At 65.1% G+C, this 25,594-nt stretch carries 25 protein-coding genes and 2 tRNA genes; 8 read left to right on the plus strand and 19 right to left on the minus strand.

Annotated elements, in window-relative coordinates; genetic code table 11:
• Nucleotides 1-12 precede the first annotated feature (12 nt).
• Nucleotides 13-1,287 (minus strand): DUF445 domain-containing protein, encoded by a 1,275-nt coding sequence (locus KBA48_RS05865; protein ID WP_292904155.1) that lies wholly within the window; start codon nucleotides 1,285-1,287, stop codon nucleotides 13-15.
• Nucleotides 1,288-1,328: 41 nt separating this feature from the next.
• On the minus strand, nucleotides 1,329-2,252 hold the full coding sequence (locus KBA48_RS05870) for an SDR family oxidoreductase (protein WP_292904157.1): 924 nt from the start codon (nucleotides 2,250-2,252) through the stop codon (nucleotides 1,329-1,331).
• Nucleotides 2,253-2,303: 51 nt separating this feature from the next.
• Between KBA48_RS05870 and KBA48_RS05875 the strand changes: the two genes are divergently transcribed.
• From KBA48_RS05875 to KBA48_RS05895, 5 genes are all read left to right on the plus strand, one after another.
• Nucleotides 2,304-3,101, plus strand: a complete 798-nt coding sequence (locus KBA48_RS05875; RefSeq protein WP_292904159.1) for a hypothetical protein — start codon at nucleotides 2,304-2,306, stop codon at nucleotides 3,099-3,101.
• A 37-nt stretch (nucleotides 3,102-3,138) separates the two neighbouring features.
• The gene (locus tag KBA48_RS05880; protein WP_292904161.1) at nucleotides 3,139-3,300 is read left to right on the plus strand and encodes a hypothetical protein; all 162 of its coding nucleotides are present in this window, start codon (nucleotides 3,139-3,141) and stop codon (nucleotides 3,298-3,300) included.
• Between the two features lie 2 nt (nucleotides 3,301-3,302).
• A complete protein-coding gene (locus KBA48_RS05885) occupies nucleotides 3,303-4,121 on the plus strand; it encodes a ferritin-like domain-containing protein (RefSeq protein WP_367273812.1) in 819 nt (272 codons plus the stop codon).
• Nucleotides 4,122-4,206: 85 nt separating this feature from the next.
• Nucleotides 4,207-4,563: a hypothetical protein gene (locus KBA48_RS05890; protein ID WP_292904163.1), complete on the plus strand. Its 357-nt coding sequence runs from the start codon at nucleotides 4,207-4,209 to the stop codon at nucleotides 4,561-4,563.
• A 103-nt stretch (nucleotides 4,564-4,666) separates the two neighbouring features.
• A complete protein-coding gene (locus KBA48_RS05895; RefSeq protein WP_292904165.1) occupies nucleotides 4,667-6,508 on the plus strand; it encodes a DUF885 family protein in 1,842 nt (613 codons plus the stop codon).
• Between the two features lie 27 nt (nucleotides 6,509-6,535).
• On the opposite strand, the gene KBA48_RS05900 is transcribed toward KBA48_RS05895, so the two are convergent.
• The 3 genes from KBA48_RS05900 to KBA48_RS05910 form a co-directional block, all read right to left on the minus strand.
• A complete protein-coding gene (locus KBA48_RS05900) occupies nucleotides 6,536-8,191 on the minus strand; it encodes a DUF6438 domain-containing protein (protein WP_292904167.1) in 1,656 nt (551 codons plus the stop codon).
• Nucleotides 8,192-8,258: 67 nt separating this feature from the next.
• Nucleotides 8,259-8,861, minus strand: a complete 603-nt coding sequence (locus KBA48_RS05905) for a phospholipid methyltransferase (RefSeq protein ID WP_292904169.1) — start codon at nucleotides 8,859-8,861, stop codon at nucleotides 8,259-8,261.
• Nucleotides 8,862-8,974: 113 nt separating this feature from the next.
• Nucleotides 8,975-10,891 carry an ABC-F family ATP-binding cassette domain-containing protein gene (locus KBA48_RS05910; RefSeq protein WP_292904171.1) on the minus strand — a complete coding sequence of 639 codons (1,917 nt, stop codon included), beginning with the start codon at nucleotides 10,889-10,891 and terminating at the stop codon, nucleotides 8,975-8,977.
• A 139-nt stretch (nucleotides 10,892-11,030) separates the two neighbouring features.
• On the opposite strand from KBA48_RS05910, the gene ndk reads away from it, so the two are divergent.
• Nucleotides 11,031-11,453, plus strand: a complete 423-nt coding sequence (ndk, locus tag KBA48_RS05915) for a nucleoside-diphosphate kinase (RefSeq protein WP_054166643.1) — start codon at nucleotides 11,031-11,033, stop codon at nucleotides 11,451-11,453.
• A gap of 341 nt (nucleotides 11,454-11,794) precedes the next feature.
• On the opposite strand, the gene infB is transcribed toward ndk, so the two are convergent.
• The 7 genes from infB to KBA48_RS05950 form a co-directional block, all read right to left on the minus strand.
• On the minus strand, nucleotides 11,795-14,620 hold the full coding sequence (infB, locus tag KBA48_RS05920; protein WP_292904180.1) for a translation initiation factor IF-2: 2,826 nt from the start codon (nucleotides 14,618-14,620) through the stop codon (nucleotides 11,795-11,797).
• A 49-nt stretch (nucleotides 14,621-14,669) separates the two neighbouring features.
• A complete protein-coding gene (locus KBA48_RS05925; RefSeq protein WP_292904182.1) occupies nucleotides 14,670-15,368 on the minus strand; it encodes an RNA-binding protein in 699 nt (232 codons plus the stop codon).
• 41 nt (nucleotides 15,369-15,409) lie between these two features.
• Nucleotides 15,410-16,906: a transcription termination factor NusA gene (gene nusA / locus KBA48_RS05930; RefSeq protein WP_292904184.1), complete on the minus strand. Its 1,497-nt coding sequence runs from the start codon at nucleotides 16,904-16,906 to the stop codon at nucleotides 15,410-15,412.
• 30 nt (nucleotides 16,907-16,936) lie between these two features.
• A complete protein-coding gene (rimP, locus tag KBA48_RS33005) occupies nucleotides 16,937-17,719 on the minus strand; it encodes a ribosome maturation factor RimP (RefSeq protein ID WP_367273813.1) in 783 nt (260 codons plus the stop codon).
• A 375-nt stretch (nucleotides 17,720-18,094) separates the two neighbouring features.
• Complete coding sequence (locus tag KBA48_RS05940; RefSeq protein ID WP_292904186.1) at nucleotides 18,095-18,760, minus strand: hydrolase; 666 nt, start codon at nucleotides 18,758-18,760, stop codon at nucleotides 18,095-18,097.
• A 69-nt stretch (nucleotides 18,761-18,829) separates the two neighbouring features.
• Entirely contained in the window at nucleotides 18,830-19,474 is a 645-nt protein-coding gene (locus KBA48_RS05945; RefSeq protein WP_292904188.1) for a hydrolase, read from the minus strand.
• Between the two features lie 119 nt (nucleotides 19,475-19,593).
• Entirely contained in the window at nucleotides 19,594-20,460 is an 867-nt protein-coding gene (locus tag KBA48_RS05950) for a pirin family protein (protein ID WP_292904190.1), read from the minus strand.
• A 113-nt stretch (nucleotides 20,461-20,573) separates the two neighbouring features.
• Here KBA48_RS05950 and KBA48_RS05955 point away from each other — a divergent pair, with 113 nt between their 5' ends.
• Entirely contained in the window at nucleotides 20,574-21,500 is a 927-nt protein-coding gene (locus KBA48_RS05955) for a LysR substrate-binding domain-containing protein (protein WP_292904192.1), read from the plus strand.
• Between the two features lie 30 nt (nucleotides 21,501-21,530).
• On the opposite strand, the gene KBA48_RS05960 is transcribed toward KBA48_RS05955, so the two are convergent.
• Both KBA48_RS05960 and KBA48_RS05965 read right to left on the minus strand, forming a co-directional pair.
• Nucleotides 21,531-21,607, minus strand: a tRNA-Arg gene (locus tag KBA48_RS05960).
• Nucleotides 21,608-21,642: 35 nt separating this feature from the next.
• Nucleotides 21,643-21,719, minus strand: a tRNA-Arg gene (locus tag KBA48_RS05965).
• Between the two features lie 181 nt (nucleotides 21,720-21,900).
• Here KBA48_RS05965 and gpt point away from each other — a divergent pair.
• A complete protein-coding gene (gene gpt / locus KBA48_RS05970) occupies nucleotides 21,901-22,386 on the plus strand; it encodes a xanthine phosphoribosyltransferase (RefSeq protein WP_292904194.1) in 486 nt (161 codons plus the stop codon).
• On the opposite strand, the gene KBA48_RS05975 is transcribed toward gpt, so the two are convergent.
• The 5 genes from KBA48_RS05975 to rpsP form a co-directional block, all read right to left on the minus strand.
• Nucleotides 22,361-22,936, minus strand: a complete 576-nt coding sequence (locus KBA48_RS05975) for a hypothetical protein (RefSeq protein WP_292904196.1) — start codon at nucleotides 22,934-22,936, stop codon at nucleotides 22,361-22,363. The genes gpt and KBA48_RS05975 overlap by 26 nt on opposite strands.
• Nucleotides 22,937-23,113: 177 nt before the next feature.
• Nucleotides 23,114-23,509 (minus strand): 50S ribosomal protein L19, encoded by a 396-nt coding sequence (rplS, locus tag KBA48_RS05980; RefSeq protein ID WP_054170536.1) that lies wholly within the window; start codon nucleotides 23,507-23,509, stop codon nucleotides 23,114-23,116.
• Nucleotides 23,510-23,514: 5 nt separating this feature from the next.
• The gene (trmD, locus tag KBA48_RS05985) at nucleotides 23,515-24,345 is read right to left on the minus strand and encodes a tRNA (guanosine(37)-N1)-methyltransferase TrmD (RefSeq protein ID WP_292904200.1); all 831 of its coding nucleotides are present in this window, start codon (nucleotides 24,343-24,345) and stop codon (nucleotides 23,515-23,517) included.
• Nucleotides 24,346-24,349: 4 nt separating this feature from the next.
• Nucleotides 24,350-24,988, minus strand: a complete 639-nt coding sequence (gene rimM / locus KBA48_RS05990) for a ribosome maturation factor RimM (RefSeq protein ID WP_292904202.1) — start codon at nucleotides 24,986-24,988, stop codon at nucleotides 24,350-24,352.
• Nucleotides 24,989-25,157: 169 nt separating this feature from the next.
• Nucleotides 25,158-25,505 carry a 30S ribosomal protein S16 gene (rpsP, locus tag KBA48_RS05995; protein ID WP_292904204.1) on the minus strand — a complete coding sequence of 116 codons (348 nt, stop codon included), beginning with the start codon at nucleotides 25,503-25,505 and terminating at the stop codon, nucleotides 25,158-25,160.
• Nucleotides 25,506-25,594: the final 89 nt, after the last annotated feature.

Raw genomic sequence — 25,594 nt, forward strand, 5'->3', positions numbered from 1 at the left:
GCGCGGCGGCCCCTATGCCAGCCAACTGTTCAGAGCGTAGAGCAGGCCGCCGATGGCCGCCCCCAGCATGGTGCCGTTGATGCGGATATATTGCAGGTCGCGGCCCACGCGCAGTTCCAGGCGGCGGGTAAACTCCCCCACATCCTGGGCCTTCAGCGTGCGGGCCACGAAATCGCGGATCGCCTGACGCCAGCGGGGAAGGGCGGCCGTGAAAGCCTGTTCCACCGCCTGATTCAGCCGGTCGCGCACGGGCGGTTCCTGCATGGCGCCGGCCAGCGACTCGGCCACGCCATGCAGGGCCGACCTTATATGCCCGTCCGGGCGGTCCAGATCGCGCAGGGCGGCATCGCGCAATCCGTCCAGCAGATCATGCAGCAGCGGCCCGGCCACGGCCGGCCCGGTGAATTGCCGCAGCGCCTCCAGCAGGCGTTGTGCCAGTTCGCTGCCTTCCGCCACCTCGTCGGGCAGCGCCTTCAGCCAGTCGCGCAATTCCTGCCCCGCCGGGGCATAAGGGCTGCGCAGGTCCCACAGATGGCCCAGCACCGCCTCGTTGATAGTGTCGGCCAGGGACTTGTCGACCGATGACGGCATCCACCAGCGGGACTTGCCGGCCACCGCCGCCTCCACGAACCCGCGCTTGCTGTGGACCAGATGGATCAGCCGGTCCACCACCTCCCGCAGCAGCGGTTCCAGCGACTCGCTGTTCACGAAATGCCGCAGCGCGCCGGCCACGGCGGGGCGCAGGTCGGCCTGGGACAGGCCGGCGGCCAGGGCGCGGCCCAGCGCCTGGGCCAGCGGTGCGTCCCCCTGCTGCGTCAGCAGTCCCGGCAGCATGCCAGCCACCAGATCGACCAGCTTGCCCCGGTCGGCTGGATCGGCCAGCAGGCCGGCAATGCGTGCTGCCGGGTCCATGCGCCGCACCTGTTCCACCAGCATGGCGGGTTCCAGGAATTCCCGGTCGATATAGGCGGCAATGCCGTCGGCGATGCGGTCGCGGTTGCGCGGCACCAGGGCCGTATGCGGGATGGGCAGGCCCAGCGGCCGGCGGAACAGGGCCGTCACGGCGAACCAGTCGGCCAGACCGCCGACCATCCCCGCTTCCGCCACGGCGCGCAGGGGCAGGGCGAGGTCCGGCGGCATGAAGGGCGCGTGGCTGACGGCCCAGCCGCCCGCCGCCAATGCCAGACAGCCGCCAGCCATCCAGCGATGGCGCGACAGGTCGCGGGCCAGACTTTCATCGTCGGCGGGATCAGGAAGGTTGTGCGGGCTTGGGTCGATACTGCTCATACCTTGATGTTACTCCGGCCAACAGGCCCATGTGCGGGGATTTACCCGCCCGTTACAGGCCCGATACCATTTGTCTCCGCCGCCATCTGGGCGGCCAGTCCCTCCCGATAGGTGGGGTGGACCAGCCTGTAACCCAACACCTGTTTCAGCCGGTCGTTCCGCACACGCCGGTTGTCGGCATAGAAGCTGGCGGCCATGGCCGACATCGAGGCCGGATCGAACGGTTCCAGCGGCGGCGGTTCCACACCCAGCAGCCGGGCCGCATGTTCCACCACCTGGGCCGCCGGCGCCGGTTCGTCATCGGCGATGTTCCAGGCCGTGCCCGGCATCGGCCGCACCATGGATGCGATCAGGGCGCCCCCGATATCGTCCACATGGATGCGGCAGAAGACCTGCCCGGCCTTGTCGATGCGCCGGGCCGTGCCGGCGCGCACCGTGTCGATGGCGCTGCGCCCCGGTCCATAGATGCCGGGCAGGCGGAACAGATGCACCGGTACGCCCCGGTCGGCATGCAGGGCCATCCACCCCGCCTCCGCCAGCACCCGCCGCCGTCCGCGCGGCCCCTCGGCCTTCAGGGGGGAGGTCTCGTCCACCCATTGTCCGCCCGTATCGCCGTAAACGCCGGTGGTGGACAGATAACCGGCCCAGCGCAGGGTGTCGGCCCGCGCCGCGATATCGGCCCCATGCGCGTCCAGAACCGGATCACCCCGGTCATCGGGCGGCACCGACGACAGGAGATGGGTGACCCCGTCCAGCGCAGCCTCTACATCGGTCAGCGGCTGGTCACGGTCGAAGGTGAAGGCGTCGATCCCGGCGGCGCGCATGGCCGCGGCCTTCTCCGCCCCCCGCGTGGTGCCCGCGATGGACCAGCCCGCCTGGCGCAGACGGTCGGCCAGCCGCAGGGACGTGTAACCCAGACCGAAGATGAACAGCCGGCCAGCCGGCGGGGGAGGCGTATCGATCATGACTTTTTTGACACTTGCCAGCAGGGGATGGATCGGGATTTGTACAGCCTCATGACCCGCTTTCTCAATGCCGGGGCGTTGACCGCCCTTACCCTGCTGTGCCTGCCGCTATCCGTGGCGGGGCATGAGGGGACCGTATTCGCCAATCGCGCCGCCTGTCTGGCGCGGGCGGAGGAACTGCCCGACTTCGCTTTTGAGGAGGCGAAGCTGTGGGAAAAGCAGGGGGCGGGGACCGATGCCAGGCTGTGCCAGGCGCTGGCCCTGCTGCTGCGCGGCGACTGGCTGCTGGCGGCCCCCGCGCTGGAGGCGTCGGCGGCGGAAATGACCCGCGAATCGGTGTCGATGCGCGCCAACCTGTTCAGCCGGGCCGCCACCGCCTGGTCCAACGCCCACAAGCTGTCCGAAGCCGAAGCTGCCTTCGGCAAGGCGCTGGATCTGACGCCGCGCGATACGCAGATCCTGATGGACCGCGCCATCGCCCGGGCCGGCATGGAGAAATACTGGGACGCCATTACCGATCTGGACCGGGTGGTGGAACTGGCGCCCAAGACGTCGGAGGCCTGGCTGCTGCGCGCCCAGGCGCATCATGTGCTGGCGCTGGATGCCAAGTCGCTGGTCGATGTGGAGGAGGCGTTGCGCCTGTCGCCGCAAAGCGGAGAGGCGCTGCTGCTGCGCGGCAACCTGCGTGCCGCTAAAAGCGACATGATCCATGCCAAGCAGGATTGGGAAGCCGTGCGCCGCGTTGCCGCCGGCTCGCCTGCCGCCGCCGTCGCCTTGCAGAACCTGAACGCCCTGGACCGGGCGCAGACGGAACAGAAGCGGGAATTGAAGAAGAAAAAGGAACAATAGGGTGGCACGGCAACAGGCCAGCAACCGAGGGCGGGAAATGAAGCGTGTTCACAAGGGCGTTTTGCTGAGTGTCGGGGCGCTGATCCTGTTTGCTGTCCTGTTCCGGTTTCTGCCGCCGGGCATATACCAGTTGCCGCTGTTCGTGGCGGCCATCGTGGCCTTCTGTTTCACGTTCAACCATTTCATCCGCCGGTCCTGACCTTGTCCCTTCCCCGTACCCTGTGTGATGCGGCTGTTGCCGTGCTGACCACCGCCGATGCGATGGAGAAGGCCCGGCTGTCGCGGGTCTTTGCGGCGGCCTGGCGGGACGGGGGCATCGTGGATCTGGGGCAGGCGCAGCCGCCGGGGCGTCCCGCCCGCCCGGCAAGGCCCGAGCTGCGTCATCCCAAGGACATGCCCAAGCGTGGTCGGGGCCAGTCCCAGGCCAACCGTGTCGCGCTGCTGCATGCCATCGCGCATATCGAGTTGAACGCGATTGATCTGGCCTGGGACATCCTGGCGCGGTTCCGGCATCTCCCCGATGGCACGCCCCTCCCGATCGACTTCCATACCGACTGGCTGCGTGTGGCGGATGAGGAGGCGCTGCATTTCACCCTGGTGGCTGACCGGCTGGCCAGTCTGGGTGCTGCCTATGGCGACCTGCCGGCCCATGATGGGCTGTGGCAGGCATCCGAAGCCACGGCGCATGATCTGGCGGCCCGGCTGGCCGTGGTGCCCATGGTGCTGGAAGCCCGCGGCCTGGACGTCACGCCCGGCATCATCGACAGCCTGACCCGGGCCGGCGACGCGGAAAGCGTTGCGGTCCTGCACATCATCCTGCGGGATGAGGTCGGGCACGTCGCCACCGGTCGCCGCTGGTTCCAGGTGGCGGCGCAATGCATGGGGCAGGAGGCCGGCCCCTGGTGGCAGCATCTGGTCCGCACCCATTTCAAGGGGGAGTTGAAACGCCCCTTCAACGGCCTGTCGCGCGAACTGGCCGGCCTGCCGTCCGACTGGTACGAACCGCTGGCCGGAAATTAACCCCCATCTATCGCTTATGAACTATGTTCATTTACCATGACCTGTGACATGCTGCGCAGCAGGGTGGTTGGAACAGGGGTGGGCGATGCGGATGATGCTGGAAGCGGGGCTGCTGGCACTATGTGCGGTCCTGTTCCTTCTGATGACGGCGCTGGCGGTAAAGGCGCAGACAACGCAGCCACAGCCCGCCCAGTCCAAGGAAGCGCCGCCCATGATGGATGAGATCATCGTCAATGGCCGGCGCAATGAGCCCAGTTTCCAGGAAGAATGGGAAAATCACCGTAAGGAATATGATCGCCTCAGCAAGATCTATGGCGATCCGTTCAATCCCAACCGCCGCCTGGACCGCATGACCGACACCCCCAATCCCGACGGCGGCAAAAGCGTGATGCGCAGCCCCAGCAGCGATACGGTGCAGGGCCGCCCCAGCCGCCCCAACTGACTGCGCGCATCGTTACAGCCTGTTTACAATGCACTTCTTGGTCCGATGACGGGAAACGGTAGGATGGCGGCCAGCAATCCAGAGTGACCAAACCGGAGCCACCATGCCCGCTGTTACCCGCCGCACCGCCCTTTCCGGCCTGTTCGCCCTGTCCGCCACCGCTTTGGCACTGGAGGGGATCATGCCCCGTCTGGCGCTGGCCGGGCAGGACAGCCCCGCCGACAAGGCGCTGAACGATTTTCTGGAGAAGTGCTGGCAGGATGACCTGGCGCGCAGCCCGGAACAGCGCACGCGCATGGGCCTGCCCGGTCCCCATGATGGCTGGACCCTGGCGGACGAGGCGTTTCAGCAGTTGAACCTGTCGATCACGGCTGAACAGTTGAAGGCGCTGCGTGCCTTCGATGTCAACGCCCTGTCGCCCACGGCGCTTGTGTCCTACAAGCTGTTCGAAGGACAGTTGCAGCGCGGTCTGGATAGCTATCGCTGGCGCCACCATGGCTATTCGGTCAGCCATTTGCAGGGTGCGCACACCGACATCCCCTCCTTCCTGATCGGCTATCACGCCGTCGCCAATCCCGCCGATGCGCGCGATTATGTGAAGCGGCTGGAGGGCATCCCCACCGTCATCGACATCGCGGCGGAGAATATGCGGCGCGAGGCCAAGGCCGGCGTTCTGCCCCCCGCTTTCAGCTTCGGCCGCATAACGGAAGCGGCCCGCAACGTCATTTCCGGTGCGCCGTTCGATAAGGGGACCAAGGAAGACAGCCCGCTTCTGGCCGACCTGAAGGAGAAGGTGGGCAAGCTCACCATCGCGGAGGGTGAGAAGAAAGCCCTGATCACCGCCGGCACCAAGGCCCTGGTCACGGGCGTGAAGCCCGCCTATGAGCGGTTCCTGGCCACCGTTGCCGAACTGGCGGCGCAGCAGAAGGACAGCAACGGCGTCTGGGCCCTGCCGCAGGGGGCCGATTTCTATACCGCCCAGATCAAGCTGCATACCGGGCTGGACATGACCGCCGATGAGATCCACGCCCTGGGTCTGGCCGAAACCGCCCGCCTGCATGGCGAGTTGCGCGACGCCATGGCCAAGCTGGGCTTTAAGGGCAGCGTGCAGGATTTCTTCACCTTTGTGCGTACCGACCCGTCGGTCCGCTTCCCCGATAGTGATGCGGGCCGCAAGGAATATCTGGCCACCGCCACCCGCTATATCGACGATATGGCGGCCCGCCTGCCCGAAATGTTCGGCACCCTGCCCAAGGCCAAGGTGGTGGTGAAGCCGGTGGAGGCCTATCGCGAGAAGGCCACGCCCAGCGCCTTTTATGAGCCGTCATCCCCCGACGGCACGCGCCCCGGCGTCTTTTATGCCAACCTGTACGACATGTCGGTGCAGACGCGCCACGATCTGGAGGCTTTGTGCCATCATGAGGGCCTGCCCGGCCACCATATGCAGATCGCCATCGCGCAGGAGGTGGAAGGCCTGCCCACCTTCCGCAAATATGCCTGGGACACCGCCTATGGCGAAGGCTGGGCCATGTATACCGAACGCATGGCCAAGGATTACGGCTTCTACAAGGAGCCTTTGTCAGAGGCCGGGCGCATCATCTCCGAACTGTTCCGCGCCGGGCGTCTGGTGCTGGATACCGGCATCCATCACAAGCGCTGGACGCGCGAACAGGCGGTTGCCTGGATGGACGAGAATACCGCCAACCCCATCGCCGATAACCGCACGGAGATCGACCGCTACTTCGTCTGGCCGGGTCAGGCTCTGGGTTACAAGATCGGCATGAACAAGATCCTGGAATTGCGGGAAAGGGCCAAGGCCGACCTGGGGCCGAAATTCGACATTCGCGGCTTCCATGACGCCGTCCTGACCAACGGCGCCGTCACCCTGCCGATCCTGGAAGAAGTGGTGCAGGCCTGGATCGACAGCCGCAAGGCAGCCGCGTGACCTGAAGCCGCAATCGGTTCCAGCCCGTCAGTCACCCCCCTGCGTGTCCAGCCATTCCAGGGTGGCGGGCAGGGGCTTTTCCAGCGCCGCCTTGCGCAGCGCGCTGGCCGTGCCGTTCCGCCCGCGCGGGTCGACACCGGCCTGCAGCAGCGTCAGGATGGTGGCGTCGTGCCCGATACCGACATGCCAATAGCCCTCCTCGTCCGGAGGCAGGCGGGGCTGCGGCCCTTCAGTCAGCAGATATCGCGCCACCATCAGGCTGGCCAGGGCCGCATGGTCGACATAGCGGTACCCGTCGGCCTCCGCCCGGTCCAGCTTGACGCCCCGGCGCAGCAGTTCCTTCGTGCATTCCAGAAGCAGCATCTCCTGCTCGCCGGTCACCTGGGTGGCGGTGGGCCGGGACAGGACGGGACATCTCTCCGCCGGGGCGGTCTTGTCGGGCTGCGTCCGTGTCGGCGGCTTGATCCCGGCGGCGACCAGCGGATTGAGGATGTCGGGGTGGCGCGGCACGAAGCGGGTGGTTATCTGTTGCAGTAACGGTGCCGGCGTCCGCTCCAGCCACCCCCTCTCCCGCAGCCGCGTGAACAGGCCGGGCAGATTGAAGCGCATGGCCGTCAGCAGCATGCCCTGGCCCAGCGTCAGGTCCCCCAAAGGGGCAGCGTTGAAATCATAGTCACTCAAATGGCTGCCTGGCATGACATGGTCCAACGGCAAGCCTTGGTCGGCAAGACCGGCCAGCACCGGTTCATTGCCGCGCCGCATCGCCTCTCTAGCGACGGAGAGCACGCCGGGGGAGCCGAAATCATATCCCTGGTCAAGCATGTAGGGCACGGTGCCGACATCGCCCTTGACCCACCGTGCTGTGCCGGCAGCCGAATCAATGGCCTTTACCAGCGCATCGAAGGCGGCGGGCTGGCCCATATTCTCACCTTCGTTGCTGAACACCCGCTTTTTGGTTTCGCCGATCTTCAACCAGAGGATCGTGAAGCTGCCATCGACGACCTTGCTGTCATACTCATCACGCATGGAAAGGAACCGAGCCTGCCTGAACCTGTCAACCAGCGCCTTGGCCGCGGACGGCTCGATCCGGTCCTTGTGTTCGCCCGGCATCAGCACGCCACGCTCCGGGCCGGGCATGAGGCTCAAGGTGCTGCCGGTGAATTGGATCTTCCCCGTCCCCGTGATGGTCACGTCATAAACCGGGCAACTGCCGAAGCAGGGGGTGCGGCGCAGCCCGACCTCCACCTCTTCCCAGCGGGTGATGGCGGGAAAGTCGGGTGGATTCTCCAGCCAATCCTCGGTCCTGACCATGGATTTCGGGAAGCAGACCGTGCCCATTGCTGCGACCGGCACACCATCCCAGGTCGCGGGCCGGAAGCGCAAGCCACGCGCCAAGGCCAGCATCCTGTCCTGATCTCTCTTCATCGCCTCGGTGAATGGCGGTGGCGGCACGCCGTCCATCCAGCGGGTGGCCGGTCTGACATCGGGCTGAACCTTGCCGTCGCGGTCGATTTCCAGCCGGACGCAAAAGGCCATGTCCGTCTCTTCAAGGGACCAGCCCTTCTCCATCAGGCCGGTCAGGGTGCCTTCGTCAATGCCCAGCCTTTGTGGCGTCCAGCCCTGGGCGGCCGAGGCGGCCAGCAGCAGGAGTACCAGAACCGATCCGGATATGATGCGCATCATGCCCCGCCACCTCTTGCCGGTGGCCAGGATGCCATGCCGGAGCCTCCGTGCAAGCGGTTGTGCCGGTCTATCCCTGTTCCCGCACGAACCGCCACACGCTGGCTGGTGGGATGTTGGCGATGGTGAAGCCGACGCGCCGTCCCTTCAGGCCCAGCGCCTTGCGCTTCACGGGGGAGCGCGCGGAATAGGTGTAGGAATAGAAGGCGCGGCCCGGCGGCATGATGTCGAAAATGGCATCGACGATGCGGCGCTGGTCCTCCTCCGGGATCAGGATCATGGGCAGGCAGACCAGTACGGTCCCCACCTTCCCCCTGACATCCTCGGGCAGCATCGATTTGATATCGGCCACATCGCCTTCCAGCACATGGATGCCGGAATAATGACGGCGCAGATAGGCGGCCAGTTCCGGGTCGCGCTCCACGCTGTACAGCTTGTCGGCCGGCACGCCCGCTTCCAGGATGGCGCGTGTAACGGCACCGGTGCCGCCGCCGAACTCCACCACCACCTCGTCGGGGCAGCGCGTGATCTGTTCGGCCATCAGGCGCGACAGGGATGGGGCGGATGGCGTGATGGACGCCATGGACAGGGGATTGGCCAGCCAGCGCTTGAAGAACAGCCAAGCAGCGCTGGCTTCCTTGTGGGTGCGAAGGGTGGCGTGGCTGTGGATCATTCTCTCAACCTGGCCGTGATGCCGGCTCCAGACATGGCATGCCGGTTATCGCATTGCAACGATGGCTCCGTGACAAGCCTGGGATGTCTCGCCGCACCCTATCGTATGTGGGCTTATACGGTGCCGGCCGCCAGCGCCGTTTCCATCTGTTCGGACAGGTCCAGCCATTCCATTTCCACCGTCTCCAGGTCACCTGAAACGGTGCCCAGCTCGATCTGCAGCTTCGTCACCTTGTCCGACGGCCCTTCATAGAGCTTGGGATCGGCCAGCTTGCCCTCGATCTCCGTCTTGCGCTTGGTCAGGGCGGCCATCTTCTTTTCGGCCGCCTCGATCTGGCGGCGCAGCGGGGCCAGTTGCTGGCGCAGTTCGGCGGCCGCACGGCGCTCCTCCTTGCGGGCGTCGCGCCCGCCGGACTTGTCGACCCCGGCACCGCCCCCCACGCCGGCGGCGGCCGCCCGCTCCGCCCGGCTTTTCTCCAGCAGAAGGCGCTTGTAATCCTCCAGATCGCCCTCGAACGGCTTGACTGTGCCCTCATTCACCAGCCAGAGGCGATCAGCGGTCAGTTCCACCAGATGCGGATCGTGGCTGATGACGATGACCGCACCCTCATACTCGTTCAGCGCCTCCACCAGCGCCTCGCGGCTGTCGATATCCAGATGGTTGGTCGGTTCGTCCAGCATCAGGATATGCGGGGCGTCCCGCGTCATCATGGCCAGCAGCAGCTTGGCCTTCTCCCCGCCGGACAGGCTTCCGATCTTGGTATCGGCCTTGGGCTGGGTGAAGCCGAACCGGCCCAGATGGGAGCGCGCCTGCCCCTCCAGCGTGCCCGTGGGCATTACCGACTGCATCTGCTGCAGGGCCGTCCAGTTCAGGTTCAACTCGTCCGACTGATGCTGTGCGAAATAGCCGACGCGCAGCTTGGACGACCGGAACATCTCCCCGCCCATGGTGCCCAGGCGGCCGGCCAGCAGCTTGACCAGGGTCGACTTGCCGTTGCCATTGGCCCCCAGCAGGGCGATGCGGTCATCGGCATCGATACGCAGGCCCAGCTTGCGCAGCACCACCCGGTCGCCATAACCCACCGACACATTATCCAGCCGGATCAGCGGTGGGGCCAGTTCGTCGGGGGAGGGGAAGTTGAAATTGACCGGCGTGTCATCAATGACCTGGATGCGCGGCCCCAGCCGTTCGATGGCCTTCAGTTTCGATTGCGCCTGAGTGGCCTTGCTGGCCTTGGCGCGGAACCGGTCCACGAAGGCCTGAAGATGGGCGCGCTGGGCGTCCTGCTTGGCGGCCTGGGCCTTGGCATGCTCCATCCGCATGGTGCGGACCTGCACGAACTGATCGTAATTGCCGCCATAGGCCGTCAGCTTCAACTGGTCCAGATGCACGATGCTGGTCGGCACCCGGTTCAGCAGGCCGCGATCATGGCTGACGATCAGCATCGTGTGCGGATAGTTGCGCAGATATTCCTCAAGCCAGAGCGTGGCTTCCAGGTCCAGATGGTTGGTCGGCTCGTCCAGCAGCAGCAGGTCGGGTTCGGCAAACAGCACACCGGCCAGGGCCACGCGCATGCGCCAGCCGCCGGAAAAGTCCGAACAGGGCCGCCGCTGCGCTTCGGCATCGAAACCCAGGCCGGACAGGATGCGCGCGGCGCGGGCTTCGGCCGAATGGGCCTGGATATCGGACAGGCGGTGATGAATTTCGGCGATGCGCAGCGGATCGGTCGCCGTCTCTGCCTCGGCCAGCAGGGCGGTGCGTTCGGTGTCGGCGGCCAGCACGGCATCGATCAGCGTGGTGTCGCTGCCCGGCGCTTCCTGCTTCACCCAGCCCATCTTCAGGCCGGTGGGCAAGGTGATGGCGCCGGCATCGGCCTGCACCTCGCCCGCGATCAGGCGCAGCAGGGTGGATTTGCCCGTGCCGTTGCGCCCCACCAGCGCCACGCGGTGCCCGGCGGGGATGGTGACGGAGGCCTGATCCAGCAACAGGCGGCCGGCGATGCGATAGGTGAGGTCTGTGATCTGCAGCATGATGCCCGCCCCATAGCATAAAGCGGGGGAGCGCAGAAGCGGGACGCATACATGGCCCGCCGGATTCGGCGTTGCGGCAGGCCTGGACCCCCTGTATAAGCCGCCGCAGTTTCAAGCCTTATGTCTTATGGAGATACCCATGGCTGTCGAACGGACGCTGTCGATCGTCAAGCCCGACGCGACCCGCCGCAACCTGACCGGCAAGATCAACGCCCGCTTCGAAGAAGCCGGCCTGCGCATCGTTGCCCAGAAGCGCGTCTGGCTGTCCAAGCAGCAGGCCGAGCAGTTCTACGACGTTCACCGCGAGCGTCCGTTCTTCGGCGAGCTGGTGTCCTTCATGATCTCCGGTCCGGTGGTCGTGCAGGTCCTGGAAGGTGAGAACGCCGTGGCCCGCAACCGCGAGATCATGGGCGCCACCAACCCGGCCAACGCCGCCGCCGGCACGATCCGCAAGGACTTCGCCGAGAGCATCGAAGCGAACTCCGTCCATGGCTCCGACAGCCTGGACAACGCCAAGATCGAGATCGCCTACTTCTTCGCCGGTACCGAGATCGTCGGCTGATCCAGCCACGGTTGACGGTTCCGACAGGAACGCTGATCACTGAAAAGCCGCCGGGGGTAACCTCGGCGGCTTTTTGTTTTCCAGGGCCTGTCACGGTGCCGCTTGTGGTGCCGGTAGCTTGGGTTTGCGCGGGGCATGGCTCCGCTGACACTCGATGCGCTGTCCCAAGCAGCGGTGGCTTAAGGCCCCGATGGTTCATGGCGCCTGGCTCTGGCGGCCTTCTGACCACCACATTGCCGGTCTTCGCTCCCCGCTGATGGCTCCCACCGGTTCCACAGGCGCATGAAAAAGGCCGGCACCCTTTCCAGGGGCCGGCCTTTTCATTTCGCATCCGTTCCCGGTTACAGGACGCGGGCGATCTCTTCCATCTCGAAGGCTTCGATGATGTCGCCTTCGCGGATGTCGTCGTAATTCTCGAAGGCCATGCCGCATTCGAAACCTTCGCGCACTTCGCGGACTTCGTCCTTCATGCGCTTCAGGGTCTTCAGCGTGCCTTCGTGGATCACGACATTGTCGCGCAGCAGGCGGACCTTGGCGCCGCGCTTGACGATGCCTTCGCTGACGCGGCAGCCCGCAACCTTGCCGACCTTGGTGATGTTGAACACCTGCAGGATGTGCGCATTGCCGAGGAAACGTTCCTTCAGCGTCGGCGCCAGCATGCCGGTCAGCATCTGCCTCACATCATCAATGATGTCATAGATGATGGAGTAGTAGCGGATTTCCACGCCGTCGCGCTTGGCCATGTCGCGCGCCTGGGGATTGGCGCGGACATTGAAGCCCACGACCAGACCCTTGGAGGCGTTGGCCAGCGTGATGTCGCTTTCCGTGATGGCGCCCACACCGGACGTCAGCACGCGTACCTTCACTTCCGTGTTCTCGGCCGTCAGCTTCTCCAGAGCACCGGAGATGGCTTCCACCGAACCCTGCACGTCGCCCTTGATGACGATGGGCAGTTCCTTGGCCTCGCCGGCCTGGATCTGCTTGAACATCTGCTCCAGGGAGCCGCGACCGGACTTGGCGCTCTCGGCTTCGCGCTTCTTGCGGGCACGGTACTCGGTGATTTCGCGGGCGCGGCTTTCGCTCTCGACCACGACCATCTCTTCACCGGCCAGCGGCACGCCGCCCAGACCCAGAACCTCCACCGGCGTGGCCGGGGTGGCATCGGGCACATTGGTGCCACGGTCATTGACCAGGGCACGGACACGGCCCCATTCGGAACCGGCCACAACGATGTCGCCCACCTTCACGGTGCCGCGCTTGACCAGCACGGTGGCAACCGGGCCACGACCCTTGTCCAGCTTGGCCTCGACCACCACGCCTTCGGCGGTGCGGTTGGGGTTGGCTTTCAGCTCCAGGATTTCGGCCTGCAGCAGGATGGCTTCTTCCAGCTTGTCCAGGTTCAGGCCGGCCTTGGCCGACACTTCCACGTCCAGGACATCGCCGCCCATGCCTTCCACGACCAGCTCGTACTGGAGCAGTTCCTGGCGGACACGATCGGGCTTGGCGGCCGGCAGGTCGCACTTGTTGATGGCGACGATGATCGGCACGCCCGCCGCCTTGGCATGGCGGATGGCCTCGATCGTCTGCGGCATGACGCCGTCATCGGCGGCCACGACCAGCACCACCACGTCGGTGACATTGGCGCCACGGGCACGCATCTCGGTAAAGGCTGCGTGGCCCGGCGTGTCGATGAAGGTGATCTTCGACCCGGACTTGAGCTGTACCTGATAGGCACCGATATGCTGGGTGATGCCACCGGCCTCGCGGGCGGCGACGTCGGTCTTGCGCAGCGCATCCAGAAGCGAGGTCTTGCCATGGTCGACGTGACCCATGACGGTGACGACCGGCGGACGGGACACCAGGTCCTCGCTGCGGTCCTGCTCGCCCTTCACACCGATCTCCACGTCGCTCTCGGCGACGCGCACCGGGCGGTGGCCCAGCTCCTGCACCACCAGTTCGGCGGTATCGGCGTCGATGGTCTGGGTGATGGTGGCCATCACGCCCATACGCATCAGCGTCTTCACGACATCGGCGCCGCGTTCGGCCATGCGGTTGGCGAGATCGCCGACCGTAATGACCTCCGGGATCACCACGTCGCGAGTCACCTTCTGCGTCTCCTGCCGGCCGAACTGACGCAGCCGCTCGCGTTCGCGGGCACGCTTGGCGGCGGCCATGGAGCGACCACGACGGCCATCCTCGTCCGACAGCGCCTGGGAAATGGTCATCTTGCCGCCGCGACGCTTGTCGTCGACCTTGGCCTTGACCGGTGCCGCCGGAACCTTGGCGGCGGTCTTGCCCGGACCGGCCACCTTGGCGCGGCGGGGACCATCCTCCTCCTCGAAATCGCCGGACGGCGCACGCGGCGCCACACCAGGCACGCGGGGAGCGGCCGTATCCTGCGTCGCGCCGGCAGGGCGCGGCGTGGCGGGACGGGCCTGACGGTCATCCTCGGACGATGCCGGGGCGGCATGGCGCGACCGGCTCGTCTCGGCGCGATTGGCCGCTTCGGCCTTGCGGGCGTCCTCGGCTTCCTTGCGCTTGCGCTCGGCCTCGGCCGTGGCGGCCTTCTCGGCCTCCTGGATGGCGCGCAGCTCTTCCAGCTCGCGACGGCGGACCGTGTCCTCGTCCAGCGGCTCCAACGCCCGGGCGGCGGCTTCGGCCTCCGCACGGGCCAGAGCTTCGGCGCGGGCATGGGCCGCAGCCTCGGCAGCCACCGCGGCTTCAGCCTCGGCAATGGCGCGGGCTTCCGCGTCGGCCGCTTCCTGAATTGCGCGCTCCTCCTCCGCCTCGGCGGCGGAGCGCAGGGCGCGGATACGGGCTTCACGCTCCGCATCGCTCAACTGACGGGGGGCATTGCCGCGTGGCTGCGGTCCACGGCCACCGGCCGCACCCTCCGCCGCGCGACGGGCGGCGGCACCACCATCGGCCACGCCGGGAACGGCGCCCTTCTCAAAGGTCCGCTTGCGCTTGACCTCGACCGCCACTTCTTTGCCGCGCCCATGCGAGAAGCTTTGGCGCACGGTGCCTGACGCGCCTGCGCCGCCACCCGCTGCCGGCTGTGCCGGGGCCGCCGGCTTCTGCTTATTGGCCCCACCCAGTCCAAGCGTCGGGCGACCACCCAAGGTCAGCACCTTCTTGTCGCGGTTCTGGTCGTTGGTATCGCTCATCCCTAATCCGACAGTAAGCCGTTGAAACCCAATACGTCCGCCCAAAGACTCAGGCGGCCGTTCCGCCGAGGGCGGAAAGCCGTGCAACTTCGCGGCGGATCTGCTTTGCCAGCGGACCCGCCGCCAGCACCACATGCACCGCCTCGTCCCGACCCAGAGTCGCCCCCAGTTCCGCCCGATCGAAGCTATCGACCAGCGGAACACCCAGCGCCTGGGCCAAGGCGTGCAACTTTGTCCGACCATCATCGGACCCGTCGCTCGCCTCCAACCACAACCCTACACTCTTTTGGCCGCCACTGCCCGCCCGGCCTATGAAACCGGAACGCAATGCAGCCTGTACCTTCTCGAAACCCGCGATGGCACCCCCGCCCTTTCGGGCAAGACCGACCAGACCCAAGGCCCTGCGCCGGATCAACCGGCATGTCAAGGCCAGCAGGTCCGGCACGGGTTTCACGCCTTGCCGTGCGGCCTTGGCGAACAGTCCCTTGGCAAGGGCCTTTTCAACCAATCCCACATCGGCCGTCAACCACAGCCCGCGACCGGGCAGGGTTTCGTCCACATCGGGAACAACCTGAAGCCCCGGACCCACGACGAAGCGGACCATGCCCGCCTTGTCCTGGACCTTTCCGCTGGCAATGCAGCGGCGCAGCGGGCTTTTGCGGCCCCCCACGGCTTCGGGTTCGTCGGCCTGGGCCTCGGCGTCGAGTTCCGGCGGATAGCCGGTCGTCGTATCAGTGCCGCTGCTCATGCCCTTGTCCCCAATACCCTATCCGGAAAGGTCGGAAGGCCTCAGCCCTCCGCCCCTTCCTCGTCGGTGAACCAATGTGCGCGGGCGGCCATGATCACCTCATTGGCCTCGTCCAGCGTCATCGCATCCTTGCCGATGATGTCCAGAAGCTCGTCGCCGGCCAGATCGGCCAGATCGTCGAGCGTCTTCACGCCCTTTTCACCCAGCTTCACCAGCATGGCGGGGGACAGCGCCTCGATATTGGCGACATCCTCCTCCACACCCAGCTCGCGACGCTTGGTGTCCAGAATCTCGTTCTGCTGTTGCAGGAAGGTGGCGGCGCGGTTCTGCAGCTCGGCGGCCACATCCTCGTCAAACGCCTCGATCCGGGTCAACTCGTCCAGGTCAACGAACGCGATTTCCTCAACCGAGGTGAAGCCTTCGTTCACCAGCAGGTGGGCGATCATGTCGTCGACGTCCAGCGCCTCCATGAACAGGGCCGACCGCGACGAGAATTCCGTCTGACGGCGCTCGCGCTCTTCGGCCTCGGTCATGATGTCGATGGTCCAGCCGGTCAACTGGCTGGCCAGACGCACATTCTGGCCACGGCGGCCGATGGCCAGCGAAAGCTGGTCGTCGGGCACCACCACCTCGATCTTGTTGCCTTCGTCATCCAGCACGACCTTGGCCACTTCGGCCGGGGCCAGCGCGTTGACAACGAAGGTGGCCGGATCGGGCTTCCAGGGGATGATGTCGATCTTCTCGCCCTGCAGCTCGCCCACCACGGCCTGAACGCGGCTGCCGCGCATACCGACGCAGGCGCCCACGGGGTCGATCGAGCTGTCCTTGGAGATCACGGCGATCTTGGCACGGGAACCCGGATCACGGGCCACCGACTTGATCTCGATGATGCCGTCATAAATCTCCGGCACCTCGGCCTTGAACAGGCCGGCCATGAACATCGGATGCGTGCGCGACAGGAAGATCTGCGGCCCGCGCGGTTCCTTGCGTACATCATAGATGTAGGCGCGGACGCGGTCGCCGGTCTTGAAATGCTCACGCGGCAGACATTCGTCACGGCGCAGCACAGCTTCGGCGCGGCCCATATCGACGGTGACATTGCCATATTCGACACGCTTGACCAGACCGTTCACGATCTCGCCCTTGCGGTCGATATATTCATTGTACTGACGCTCACGCTCGGCCTCGCGCACCTTCTGCACGATCACCTGCTTGGCGGTCTGGGCAGCGATACGGCCGAAATCGATAGGCGGCAGCGGATCGACGATGAAATCGCCGATCTGGGCGCGCGGGTTCTTGCGACGGGCCTTGGCCAGCGTCACCTGAACAGCCTCGTTCTCCACCTCTTCCACCACTTCCATGTGGCGGGTGAGCTGGATATCGCCCGTCTTGCGGTCGATGCGGGCGCGGATGTCATGCTCGTGCCCGTATTTGGAGCGGCCAGCCTTCTTGATGGCCTCCTCCATGGCTTCGAGCACATGCTCCTTGTCGATATTCTTCTCGCGGGCGACCGCGTCGGCTACTTGAAGCAGTTCCATCCTGGCGAACCCTGCCTTCTATCCTGGTCGTCAGACCGCCCCGGCGCCGGTATCGGCGTCGGAGGGGCCATCGGTGGTCACAACATCCTGCTCATCGTCACGGCCCTTGCGGGCGAAACGCCCCGGACCCTTCTTTTTGGAAACCTTGTCGGCCTTCGGTTCCGTCTGTTCGTTTTTCGGACGTTTCACGGGCCGCGCCGTATCGTCAACGTCCATCTGTCCGCCTTCGGTGCCGGCGGCAAGTCCCTGTTCGGATGCCGCCAGGCTCAGCAGGTCGTCGGTCAGTTCCAGCTTGGCCTTGGCGATCTGCACGAAGGGGATTTCCGCCACCTCCACCAGACCGGGATCGATCTCCACGGGCTTGGCCTTGGCGGACACCTTGGCCCCCGGCTTGCGCTTGGGCGGCTGTGAGCTCTTGGCGTCCAGCGCGATCAGCACATTCTCGCCCTCGACCCCGTACAGGGTCCCGCGGAAACGCTTGCGCCCATCCAGCGGCAGATCCGTTTCGATCCGGGCCTCCAGACCCTTGAACCGCTCGAAATCCTTCAGGCGGGTCAGGGGGCGGTCGATACCGGGACTGGAAACCTCCAGCGTGTAGGCCGATGTGATCGGGTCCTCCACGTCCAGCAGGGCCGAAACAGCGTGGCTGATATCGGCGCAATCATCCACCGTCATGGCCCCGCCATCGGCGCGGTCGGCCATGATCTGCAGGGTCGGCCGCTGTCCACCGGAAATCTGCAGGCGCACGATCTCATACCCCATGGCCTCGACCGAGGGGGTGATGATGCCGCCGATGCGTTCCAGCACGTCCATTCGTGTTCCAACTCCAACCGCCGAACCGGCATGTGCCGGATAAGCGAAGCCCAGATAAACAAAAAGGCGGGCCAAAGGCCCACCCGCAAAGCAGACCGCCCCGCCAACGCTGGTTGCGGGCCGGTCCGTATGGGATAAAGATGATGGGTATATAGACCCGTTCGCCGGTCATGAAAAGGGGAATCGCCATGACGGCCGCGGTTATCGCATTTGTCCGGGAATTGCCCGTTCCCACCGGATAACGCCATGGGTCCGATTCTTGACCAATGGCGCGCCCGTTTTCAGGCCTGAACGGGGCAGGGGTGTGCTGGCGCTCGCCGCGCCCGCCAACCTGCGACAGGTTTCCCGCATCGCAGGTTGGATTCTTACACCGCGTCAGGCCGCCACTGTTCCATCTGAGGGGGGAACCGGTGTGTTGAGCAATTGCTGTTCCCACATGAAGGCAATGCCGCTGCCACCACCATGGTCGACCAGCACGCCAGCCAGACCGCCGGCGGTTTCCGCCCGGGCCCAGTCGCGCTGCCATTCACAGCCGACCGCCATCCAGGTCATCGGGTTGGCTCCGGCGGCGACCAGGCGCAGCACTGCCATGTCGTGCGCCTCCTTGGTGACGCCGCCCGAGGCATCGGTGACGATGGTCACCTCATACCCCTCACCTAACGCGTGGATCACCGGCATGGCGAGGCAGATTTCCGTATAGAGTGCGGCGATGACCAGGTGCTTACGGCCCGTCGCCTTGATGGCATCGACGACGCGCTGATCCTCCCAGGTATTGATCGTGGTCCGGTCGATCGGCGTTTGTTCGGGATAGACCGCCTGAAGCTGCGGGATCAGCTTGCCGCCGCGATCCTCAAGGACGGTCGTCAACAGGGTCGGCACGTTGAACAGTTTTGCCATCTTGGCGAGGCCAACGACATTATTGATGACCATGGTCGGTTCATGGCTGTGCAGGTTGGCGAACTGGAACGCCTGATGGTCGATCAGCAGGACAAGTGAGTCTTCGGGACGCAGCAAGGCGCCAAGGCCGGTGCGGGCGGTCATGGATTGTCACCTCTGTTATATGGATGGTGAACGGGTGGCGACTGGATACCGGCCGCCACCCGTGAGGCGTCAGGCGCCGGTGGCCCCGTGGGCCGACTTCTCGGGATTGAAACCGTCAAAACTGTCGAAGACGCCCATGAAGCCGGGCACGGTCGCCTCGCGCGCCCAGTCGCGCTGGAGTTCGCAATACATCTGGACGCGGCTGATAAGCTTGACGCCGGCCTGCTCCATGCGGCGCAAGGCCGCCTCATGCGCGGCCAGCGAGGTGCCGCCGACCGCATCAACCGGCACATAGACCTCATACCCTTCCTGGATCGCGTCGAGCGCCGGGAAGGTCAGGCAGGCCTCGGTCCAAAGCGCGGTCATGATCAGCTTGCGCCGGCCCAGTGCCTTCACCGCCTGCTTGAACCCCGTATCCTCCCAACTGTTGATCGAGGTACGGTCATAGGTCGGCAGATGGCCCAGCACATCCTGCAAAGCCTGGATGGGCGGCTTGTTGCGGCCGGTCGCGACATTGACTGTCGAATGGATGATCGGGAGATTGTAATTCACCGCGGCCTTGGCGGTGCTCACGATATTGAACACCAGCTCATCGCGCGGCATCGAGCGGATCGAGGAGACCTGGATCGGCTGATAGTCGATGATGATAAAGGCCGAATTCTCAGGCGTGAGAAGCTGGTCTGTCTGGGGATTGCGGATTGCTTCGCTAGCCATAGGCAGATCTTTCATGAAGTGGAGATGCATGCGCTGAAGGGGCCAAGGCCCACGGATCAAGTGAAGGGACGAGCGCGCGACCCGTCACAGGTACGGAAGAGGCCGGGTTTGGCCCCCGGTCATCTGGCTGCGGCGAAGCGCCCGCGGGCGAAATCCTCGGTGGCCTGACGGATTTCCGCTTCGCTGTTCATCACGAACGGCCCGTGGCCCACGATCGGTTCGTCGATCGGCTCCCCGGTCAGGATCAGCAAGGTGGCGTCGCCATCGGCATGGATATCGACATCCCCGCCCTTGCGATCGAACAGCACGACCTCAGCTTCGCCGGCCGCATGGCCGTCATTGACCGTCACATGTCCGGTCAGGACCACGATCATGGCCGTGTGACCGGCCGGCAGGTCGAGCGTCAGATCCGCATCGGCCTTCAGGCTGATGTCCCAGACATTGATCGGCGTGAAGGTTCTGGCCGGCCCCTGCACACCGCGATAGGCGCCGGCAATGATACGGGCTCTGCCGGCGCCGCCGGGAAGGTTCACGACGGGGATGTCGGCCTTCAGCAGACCCTGATAGCCGGCGGGCGCCATCTTGTCCTTCGCCGGCAGATTGACCCAGAGCTGCACCATGCGGAAGGGGCCGCCCGTCCTGGCAAAGGCGGGTGAGTGGTATTCGGCGTGGATGATGCCGCTGGCGGCCGTCATCCACTGGACATCGCCGGGACCGATCACACCTCCATGGCCGGTGGAATCACGATGCTCCACCTCACCCTCGTAAACGATGGTGACCGTCTCGAAGCCCCGGTGCGGATGATCGCCGACACCGCGCCGGCGGGCCGTCGGTTCGAAACTGTGCGGCCCGGCATAGTCGAGCAGCAGGAACGGGCTGATATGGCCGCCCAGCGTATTATAGGTGAGCAGTGATCGGACGGGGAAACCATCGCCCACCCAATGCGGGCGATTATTGCCGTAGCGACCCAGAATCTGTCTGGCCATGGTTGCCCCTCGCTTCCCTGTCATCCGGTGTTCGTGACAGGAAAAAGGGGTATCATTGCAACGATGATCCAAAAAGATTGTGTGTTGGGACGCATTGTCCTATGAAAAGGACGATGCAAGACCTTAACGACCTTCGTTACTTCGCCGCCGTTGTTGACCATGGTGGCTTTTCATCGGCGGGACGGGCGCTCGGTATCCAGAAATCGAGACTGAGCCGCCGCATCCTCCTTCTGGAGGAACGGTTGGGCGTTCGCCTGCTCAACCGTTCCTCACGCCGCTTCTCCGTGACGGAAATCGGTCGTGAGTTCCATGAGCGTTGCGTTGCCATGCTCGTGGAGGCGGAAGCGGCGGAACAGATTGTTGCCGAGGTGCAGTCGGAACCGCGCGGCGTGGTACGCATGAGCTGTCCCACCGGCCTGCTGTCTTTCCAGTTCGGCGAACTGATCGCGCGCTTCATGATGCAGAATCCGGGCGTGCAGGTGCATCTGGAGAGCACCAACCGCCGCGTCGATGTGATCGCGGAAGGGTTCGATCTGGCCATCCGGGTGCGGTTTCCGCCGCTTGAGGCAACCGACCTCGTGATGCGGCGTCTGGATGACAGCGCGGTATGCCTGGTTGCGGCACCTGGCGTGGTGAACAGTGCAGCCACGCCCGCCGACCTGCCCAACCTGCCCAGCCTGGATCAGGGACCGCCGCGTCGTGACCACGCCTGGCAACTGCATCATGCCAATGGCCAAGTGGCGACCGTCCCACATTCACCGCGCCTGGTGACGGACGACCTCACGGTCCTGCGCATGGCGGCCATCGCGGGCGTCGGCGCCGTACTCTTGCCGACCATCATGATCTGGGATGATGTCCGGGCCGGCCGGCTGGTGCAGGTCTTTCCCGACTGGCGGCCAACGGCCGCCATCGTGCATGCCGTCTTCCCATCGCGCCGCGGGCTGTTGCCGTCGGTGCGTGCCCTGGTGGATTTCCTCGCCCGCGAGTGCGCGATCCAACGCGCCCAGGCCAACAAGGTTGTGCCACCCATCGAGGGGTAAGTCAGGTCTGATATCGGTTGATTTTTGAAATGGCGCGCCCGAAAGGATTCGAACCTCTGACCCCCAGATTCGTAGTCTGGTGCTCTATCCAGCTGAGCTACGGGCGCAACGCCATGATCGACCGGCATGAATAAGATCGGAATGGCGCGCCCGAAAGGATTCGAACCTCTGACCCCCAGATTCGTAGTCTGGTGCTCTATCCAGCTGAGCTACGGGCGCGCATTTTCCGATTTCCGGTACCCGGTGAGGGGTGCCGTCCGGTGAGGTGGCGCTTGTATCCGATGCGGAGGGGGATTGCAACGGGATTTTGTGCGGCTTGTGCGCAAAGCCGATCTCACATGATTGCCGTATGGCCTGGCATCGGCTATTCCTGCCCGAAACCCATGATAGCAGGCCCGCCTTGAGCAACAAGATCCAGAACCCCGACAAGAACTTCCCCGTCACCTGGGAAGAACTGCACCGCAATGCCAAGGCGCTGGCCTGGCGCCTGGCTGATCACACCCAATGGAAGGGTATCATCGCCATCACCCGCGGTGGTCTGGTCCCGGCGGCCATCATCGCCCGCGAACTGGACATCCGCGTGGTGGAGACCATTTCGGTCAAGAGCTATGACCATCAGACGCAGGGCGAAATCCGCGTGCTGAAAGCCGCCGACGCCGTCACCGATGGCGGCAAGGACTGGCTGCTGATCGATGATCTGGTCGATACCGGCAAGACGGCGGCCTATGTGCGCAAGCTGCTGCCCAACGCGCATTTCGCCACCATCTATGCCAAGCCCGCCGGCCGCCCCCTGGTCGATACTTTCATCACCGAGGTCAGCCAGGACACCTGGATCTATTTCCCCTGGGATCTGCTGCCCGTCAGCTACTTGCAGATCGAACGCTGACAGCGGTGGCCGGGAGGGGGCGGGTCCGCAAGGGCAGTTCCATCCCGGCCAGCGACAGGGCGGTGGCCAGCGCCAGCAGCGGCCCCGCCAGATCGCGCTGGCGCGCCGGTGGCACCAGATGCCCCAGCAGCCATGCCGCCGACACCCGCGCCGACGGACCCCGTTGCAGCACGGCCACCAAGGTCAGCAACGCACGTTCATCCGTGGACAGGGCTGAACGGCAGCCATTGCCGATATCGGGGCCCCCGACGGGATATTGATGCAACTGTTCCATCGCCTCTTCCCAGGCGATCAGCGCATCGGTCCAGCCACCGGGCAACAGGCGGCTAAACTCCATCTCCACCTGGTCCCAACGATACCGCCCGTGGCGCCAGCGGCGGGCCGACCAGAGCAGCAACTGTTCCCCCCGTGACAGGGTAAAGACGGTACCGCCATCCTGGAGATCGGCCAGAAGGCGCACGCGTTGATCATGCGTGTCCTCTTCCACGCAAACCGTTCGCTGTCCCGTCCCCGCTGCAAGATCGGGCCACCACAGCGCCATATCGCTCATCGCCGCCTCCAGACATCCTTGACCCTCGATATCTTCAGGGTATTGCGAATCATTCTCAATTACAAGCGTGACTTTCCTGAGCCCACCATGGACATTCACAATGGCACCGGCCCAAACAAAACACCCCGCCGAATCGCTTCGGCGGGGTGTTTCCTGTCAGCCCAGAGGCTGGAACAATCACTCGGCGATCGAGCGGCCGTTCTTCATGCCACGGCCCGTCGTGCGCTCGGCGATACGAGCGGACTTGCCGGTCAGGCCACGCAGGTAATACAGCTTGGCGCGACGGACCTGACCCTTGCGGACCAGTTCGATGCTGTCGACGCGCGGGCTGTACAGCGGGAACACGCGCTCCACACCTTCGCCGTAGGAGATCTTGCGGACGGTGAAGCTGGAATTGATGCCGGCATTCTTGCGGGCGATCACAACGCCTTCATAGGCCTGGATACGCTCACGCGTGCCTTCGGTGACCTTCACGTTCACCTTCACGGTGTCGCCGGGGGAGAAGGTCGGGATCTTCTTGCCTTCGGACAGCTTGGCGACCTGTTCGGCTTCCAGCTTCTGCAGAATGTTCATGGTACTCATCCTTCGATACTGCCACCGTTCCCGTCCGGGGTTGCGATGGTTTTGGTTGGCTCGGCCGATGCCCGACGGGCTCGACGTTTCTTCACCTTTGGGGCCGGACGGCTGGCCAGGTAGTCGGACCACAGGTCGGGCCGTCGGGCCTCCGTGATCTTTTCCGCCTGTTCGAGCCGCCAAGCCCGGACCTTCTCATGGTGACCGGACAAAAGGATCTCCGGCACCGCACGGCCATTCCAGACGGGTGGCCGCGTATAATGGGGGTACTCCAGCAACCCCCGTTCAAAACTCTCTTCCCCCGCCGTCTCGACATTGCCCATGACACCCGGCAGCAGCCGGACCACGGCGTCGATCAGACAGAGGGCCGCCGGTTCACCACCGGACAGCACAAAATCGCCCAGGGAGACCTCCTCCAGGCGATGTTCCTCGATCACCCGTTCGTCGATCCCCTCATACCGCCCGCACAGCAATGTCAGGGTCCCTTCGCTGGCGATTTCTCGTACCAGCGCCTGGTCCAACACGCGTCCACGCGGTGAAAGGTAGACGATCCGGCCCGGTTTCAAACCGGCTGCCTCCTGCCTGGCCTTTGCGTCACGGATGGCTGCATCGAGCACATCCGGGCGCATGACCATGCCGGGGCCGCCGCCGAACGGGGTATCATCCACGGAGCGGTGCTTATCGCGCGTGAACGATCGGATGTCCAGCTTTTCCAGCGTCCAGGTGCCCTTTTCCAGCGCTTTTCCCGCAAGGCTGAGCCCCAGCGGCCCGGGAAACATCTCCGGGAACAGGGTCAGCACGGTCACGTGCCAGAAAGGGGCCTGGGACAGGGTCATGGGATCAACGGCTCTCGCCGGTCTCCTCACCCTCGGACGCCTCGCCCTCAGGCGCCTCTTCCGCCGTTTCGTCGTCCAGCGTCAGCTTGCCGCCCATTTCCGCCAACTCTTCCGGGTCCGGACGGGCCGGGGTGAAGAGGTTGACGGGCGGGTCGACGACGACGCGGCCCGCCTTAACGTTCACGAGCGGGACACAGGTGCGGGAGAACGGGATGAACACCGTCTTGCCCGACACATGCACCAGTTCCAGAACGTCGCCGGCGCCGAAATCATGGATGGCCTTGATGGTGCCAAAGGCGGCATCGCCTTCCGGCCCCTCGGTGACGGTTTCCATGCCGATCAGATCGGCGTGGTAGAACTCGTCCTCATCCTCCAGCCCCGGCAGCCGGTCGCGCGGCACGAACAGCTTGACGCCCTTCAGCGCATCGGCGGCATCGCGGCCCTTCACGCCCACGGCTTCGACCAGGAAATGGTCCTTGCCCATCCCAGTCATGCGGAGCGTGAAGTTGCGGGCGCCGGCTTCATCCGTCAGCGGGTTGTAATCGAACACGGCCTCGGGATCGGCGGTGAAGCTCTTCACCCGCAGGCGGCCGTGAACCCCGTGCGATCCGATGATCTGGGCCACGCAAATGCGGTCGGTCATCTTTAAACTCCAACGATGGAGCGGCCCGGAACGAGCCGCCCCATCAAACACCAAACGCAAACCAGCGGCCATGGGACATGGCCGCTGGAGGTCGGCGACGGCCGGCCCGCGACCCCATGGTCGCGTAAGCCAAGCCGCCGGATGGCGGCGCCCGGCGCAAGAGGGCGAATTACTCCGCCGCAGCGGCCTTGGCGGCCAGCTTGGCGCGTTCCTGGGCCTTGGCCTTCGGAGCGGACTTCTTCGGGCTTTCGATGATGGCCGGGGCCTCGATCAGGTTGGCCTTGCCCAGGAACTTGGCGACGCGGTCGGTCGGCTGCGCGCCCTTGGACAGCCAGCCCTTGATGGCTTCTTCGTTCAGGGTCACGCGGGCCGGGTTGTCGCTCGGCAGCATCGGGTTGTAGGTGCCGACCTTCTGAATGAAGGCGCCATCGCGCGGGGCGCGGCTGTCGGCGACGACGATGGAGTAGAACGGACGCTTCTTCGAGCCACCGCGGGCCAGACGGATCTTAACGGACATGTTGGTCTTCCTTGCTTACAAAAGATGAAACGATCTGGGTTGAGAGATAATCGCCACGGGATCAGATCAGCCCCGGCGGCGATGTTCCT

This window comes from Niveispirillum sp. (assembly GCF_017996735.1).
Classification (GTDB): domain Bacteria; phylum Pseudomonadota; class Alphaproteobacteria; order Azospirillales; family Azospirillaceae; genus Niveispirillum.

Bases quoted from the DNA above. Each gene is read 5' to 3' on its own strand.
- KBA48_RS05865 (WP_292904155.1), bottom strand. From the start codon at position 1,287: ATGAGCAGTATCGACCCAAGCCCGCACAACCTTCCTGATCCCGCCGAC.
- KBA48_RS05870 (WP_292904157.1), bottom strand. From the start codon at position 2,252: ATGATCGATACGCCTCCCCCGCCGGCTGGCCGGCTGTTCATCTTCGGT.
- KBA48_RS05875 (WP_292904159.1), top strand. From the start codon at position 2,304: ATGACCCGCTTTCTCAATGCCGGGGCGTTGACCGCCCTTACCCTGCTG.
- KBA48_RS05880 (WP_292904161.1), top strand. From the start codon at position 3,139: ATGAAGCGTGTTCACAAGGGCGTTTTGCTGAGTGTCGGGGCGCTGATC.
- KBA48_RS05890 (WP_292904163.1), top strand. From the start codon at position 4,207: ATGCGGATGATGCTGGAAGCGGGGCTGCTGGCACTATGTGCGGTCCTG.
- KBA48_RS05895 (WP_292904165.1), top strand. From the start codon at position 4,667: ATGCCCGCTGTTACCCGCCGCACCGCCCTTTCCGGCCTGTTCGCCCTG.
- KBA48_RS05900 (WP_292904167.1), bottom strand. From the start codon at position 8,191: ATGATGCGCATCATATCCGGATCGGTTCTGGTACTCCTGCTGCTGGCC.
- KBA48_RS05905 (WP_292904169.1), bottom strand. From the start codon at position 8,861: ATGATCCACAGCCACGCCACCCTTCGCACCCACAAGGAAGCCAGCGCT.
- KBA48_RS05910 (WP_292904171.1), bottom strand. From the start codon at position 10,891: ATGCTGCAGATCACAGACCTCACCTATCGCATCGCCGGCCGCCTGTTG.
- ndk (WP_054166643.1), top strand. From the start codon at position 11,031: ATGGCTGTCGAACGGACGCTGTCGATCGTCAAGCCCGACGCGACCCGC.
- infB (WP_292904180.1), bottom strand. From the start codon at position 14,620: ATGAGCGATACCAACGACCAGAACCGCGACAAGAAGGTGCTGACCTTG.
- KBA48_RS05925 (WP_292904182.1), bottom strand. From the start codon at position 15,368: ATGAGCAGCGGCACTGATACGACGACCGGCTATCCGCCGGAACTCGAC.
- nusA (WP_292904184.1), bottom strand. From the start codon at position 16,906: ATGGAACTGCTTCAAGTAGCCGACGCGGTCGCCCGCGAGAAGAATATC.
- rimP (WP_367273813.1), bottom strand. From the start codon at position 17,719: ATGGACGTGCTGGAACGCATCGGCGGCATCATCACCCCCTCGGTCGAG.
- KBA48_RS05940 (WP_292904186.1), bottom strand. From the start codon at position 18,760: ATGACCGCCCGCACCGGCCTTGGCGCCTTGCTGCGTCCCGAAGACTCA.
- KBA48_RS05945 (WP_292904188.1), bottom strand. From the start codon at position 19,474: ATGGCTAGCGAAGCAATCCGCAATCCCCAGACAGACCAGCTTCTCACG.
- KBA48_RS05950 (WP_292904190.1), bottom strand. From the start codon at position 20,460: ATGGCCAGACAGATTCTGGGTCGCTACGGCAATAATCGCCCGCATTGG.
- KBA48_RS05955 (WP_292904192.1), top strand. From the start codon at position 20,574: ATGCAAGACCTTAACGACCTTCGTTACTTCGCCGCCGTTGTTGACCAT.
- KBA48_RS05975 (WP_292904196.1), bottom strand. From the start codon at position 22,936: ATGAGCGATATGGCGCTGTGGTGGCCCGATCTTGCAGCGGGGACGGGA.
- rplS (WP_054170536.1), bottom strand. From the start codon at position 23,509: ATGAACATTCTGCAGAAGCTGGAAGCCGAACAGGTCGCCAAGCTGTCC.
- trmD (WP_292904200.1), bottom strand. From the start codon at position 24,345: ATGACCCTGTCCCAGGCCCCTTTCTGGCACGTGACCGTGCTGACCCTG.
- rimM (WP_292904202.1), bottom strand. From the start codon at position 24,988: ATGACCGACCGCATTTGCGTGGCCCAGATCATCGGATCGCACGGGGTT.
- rpsP (WP_292904204.1), bottom strand. From the start codon at position 25,505: ATGTCCGTTAAGATCCGTCTGGCCCGCGGTGGCTCGAAGAAGCGTCCG.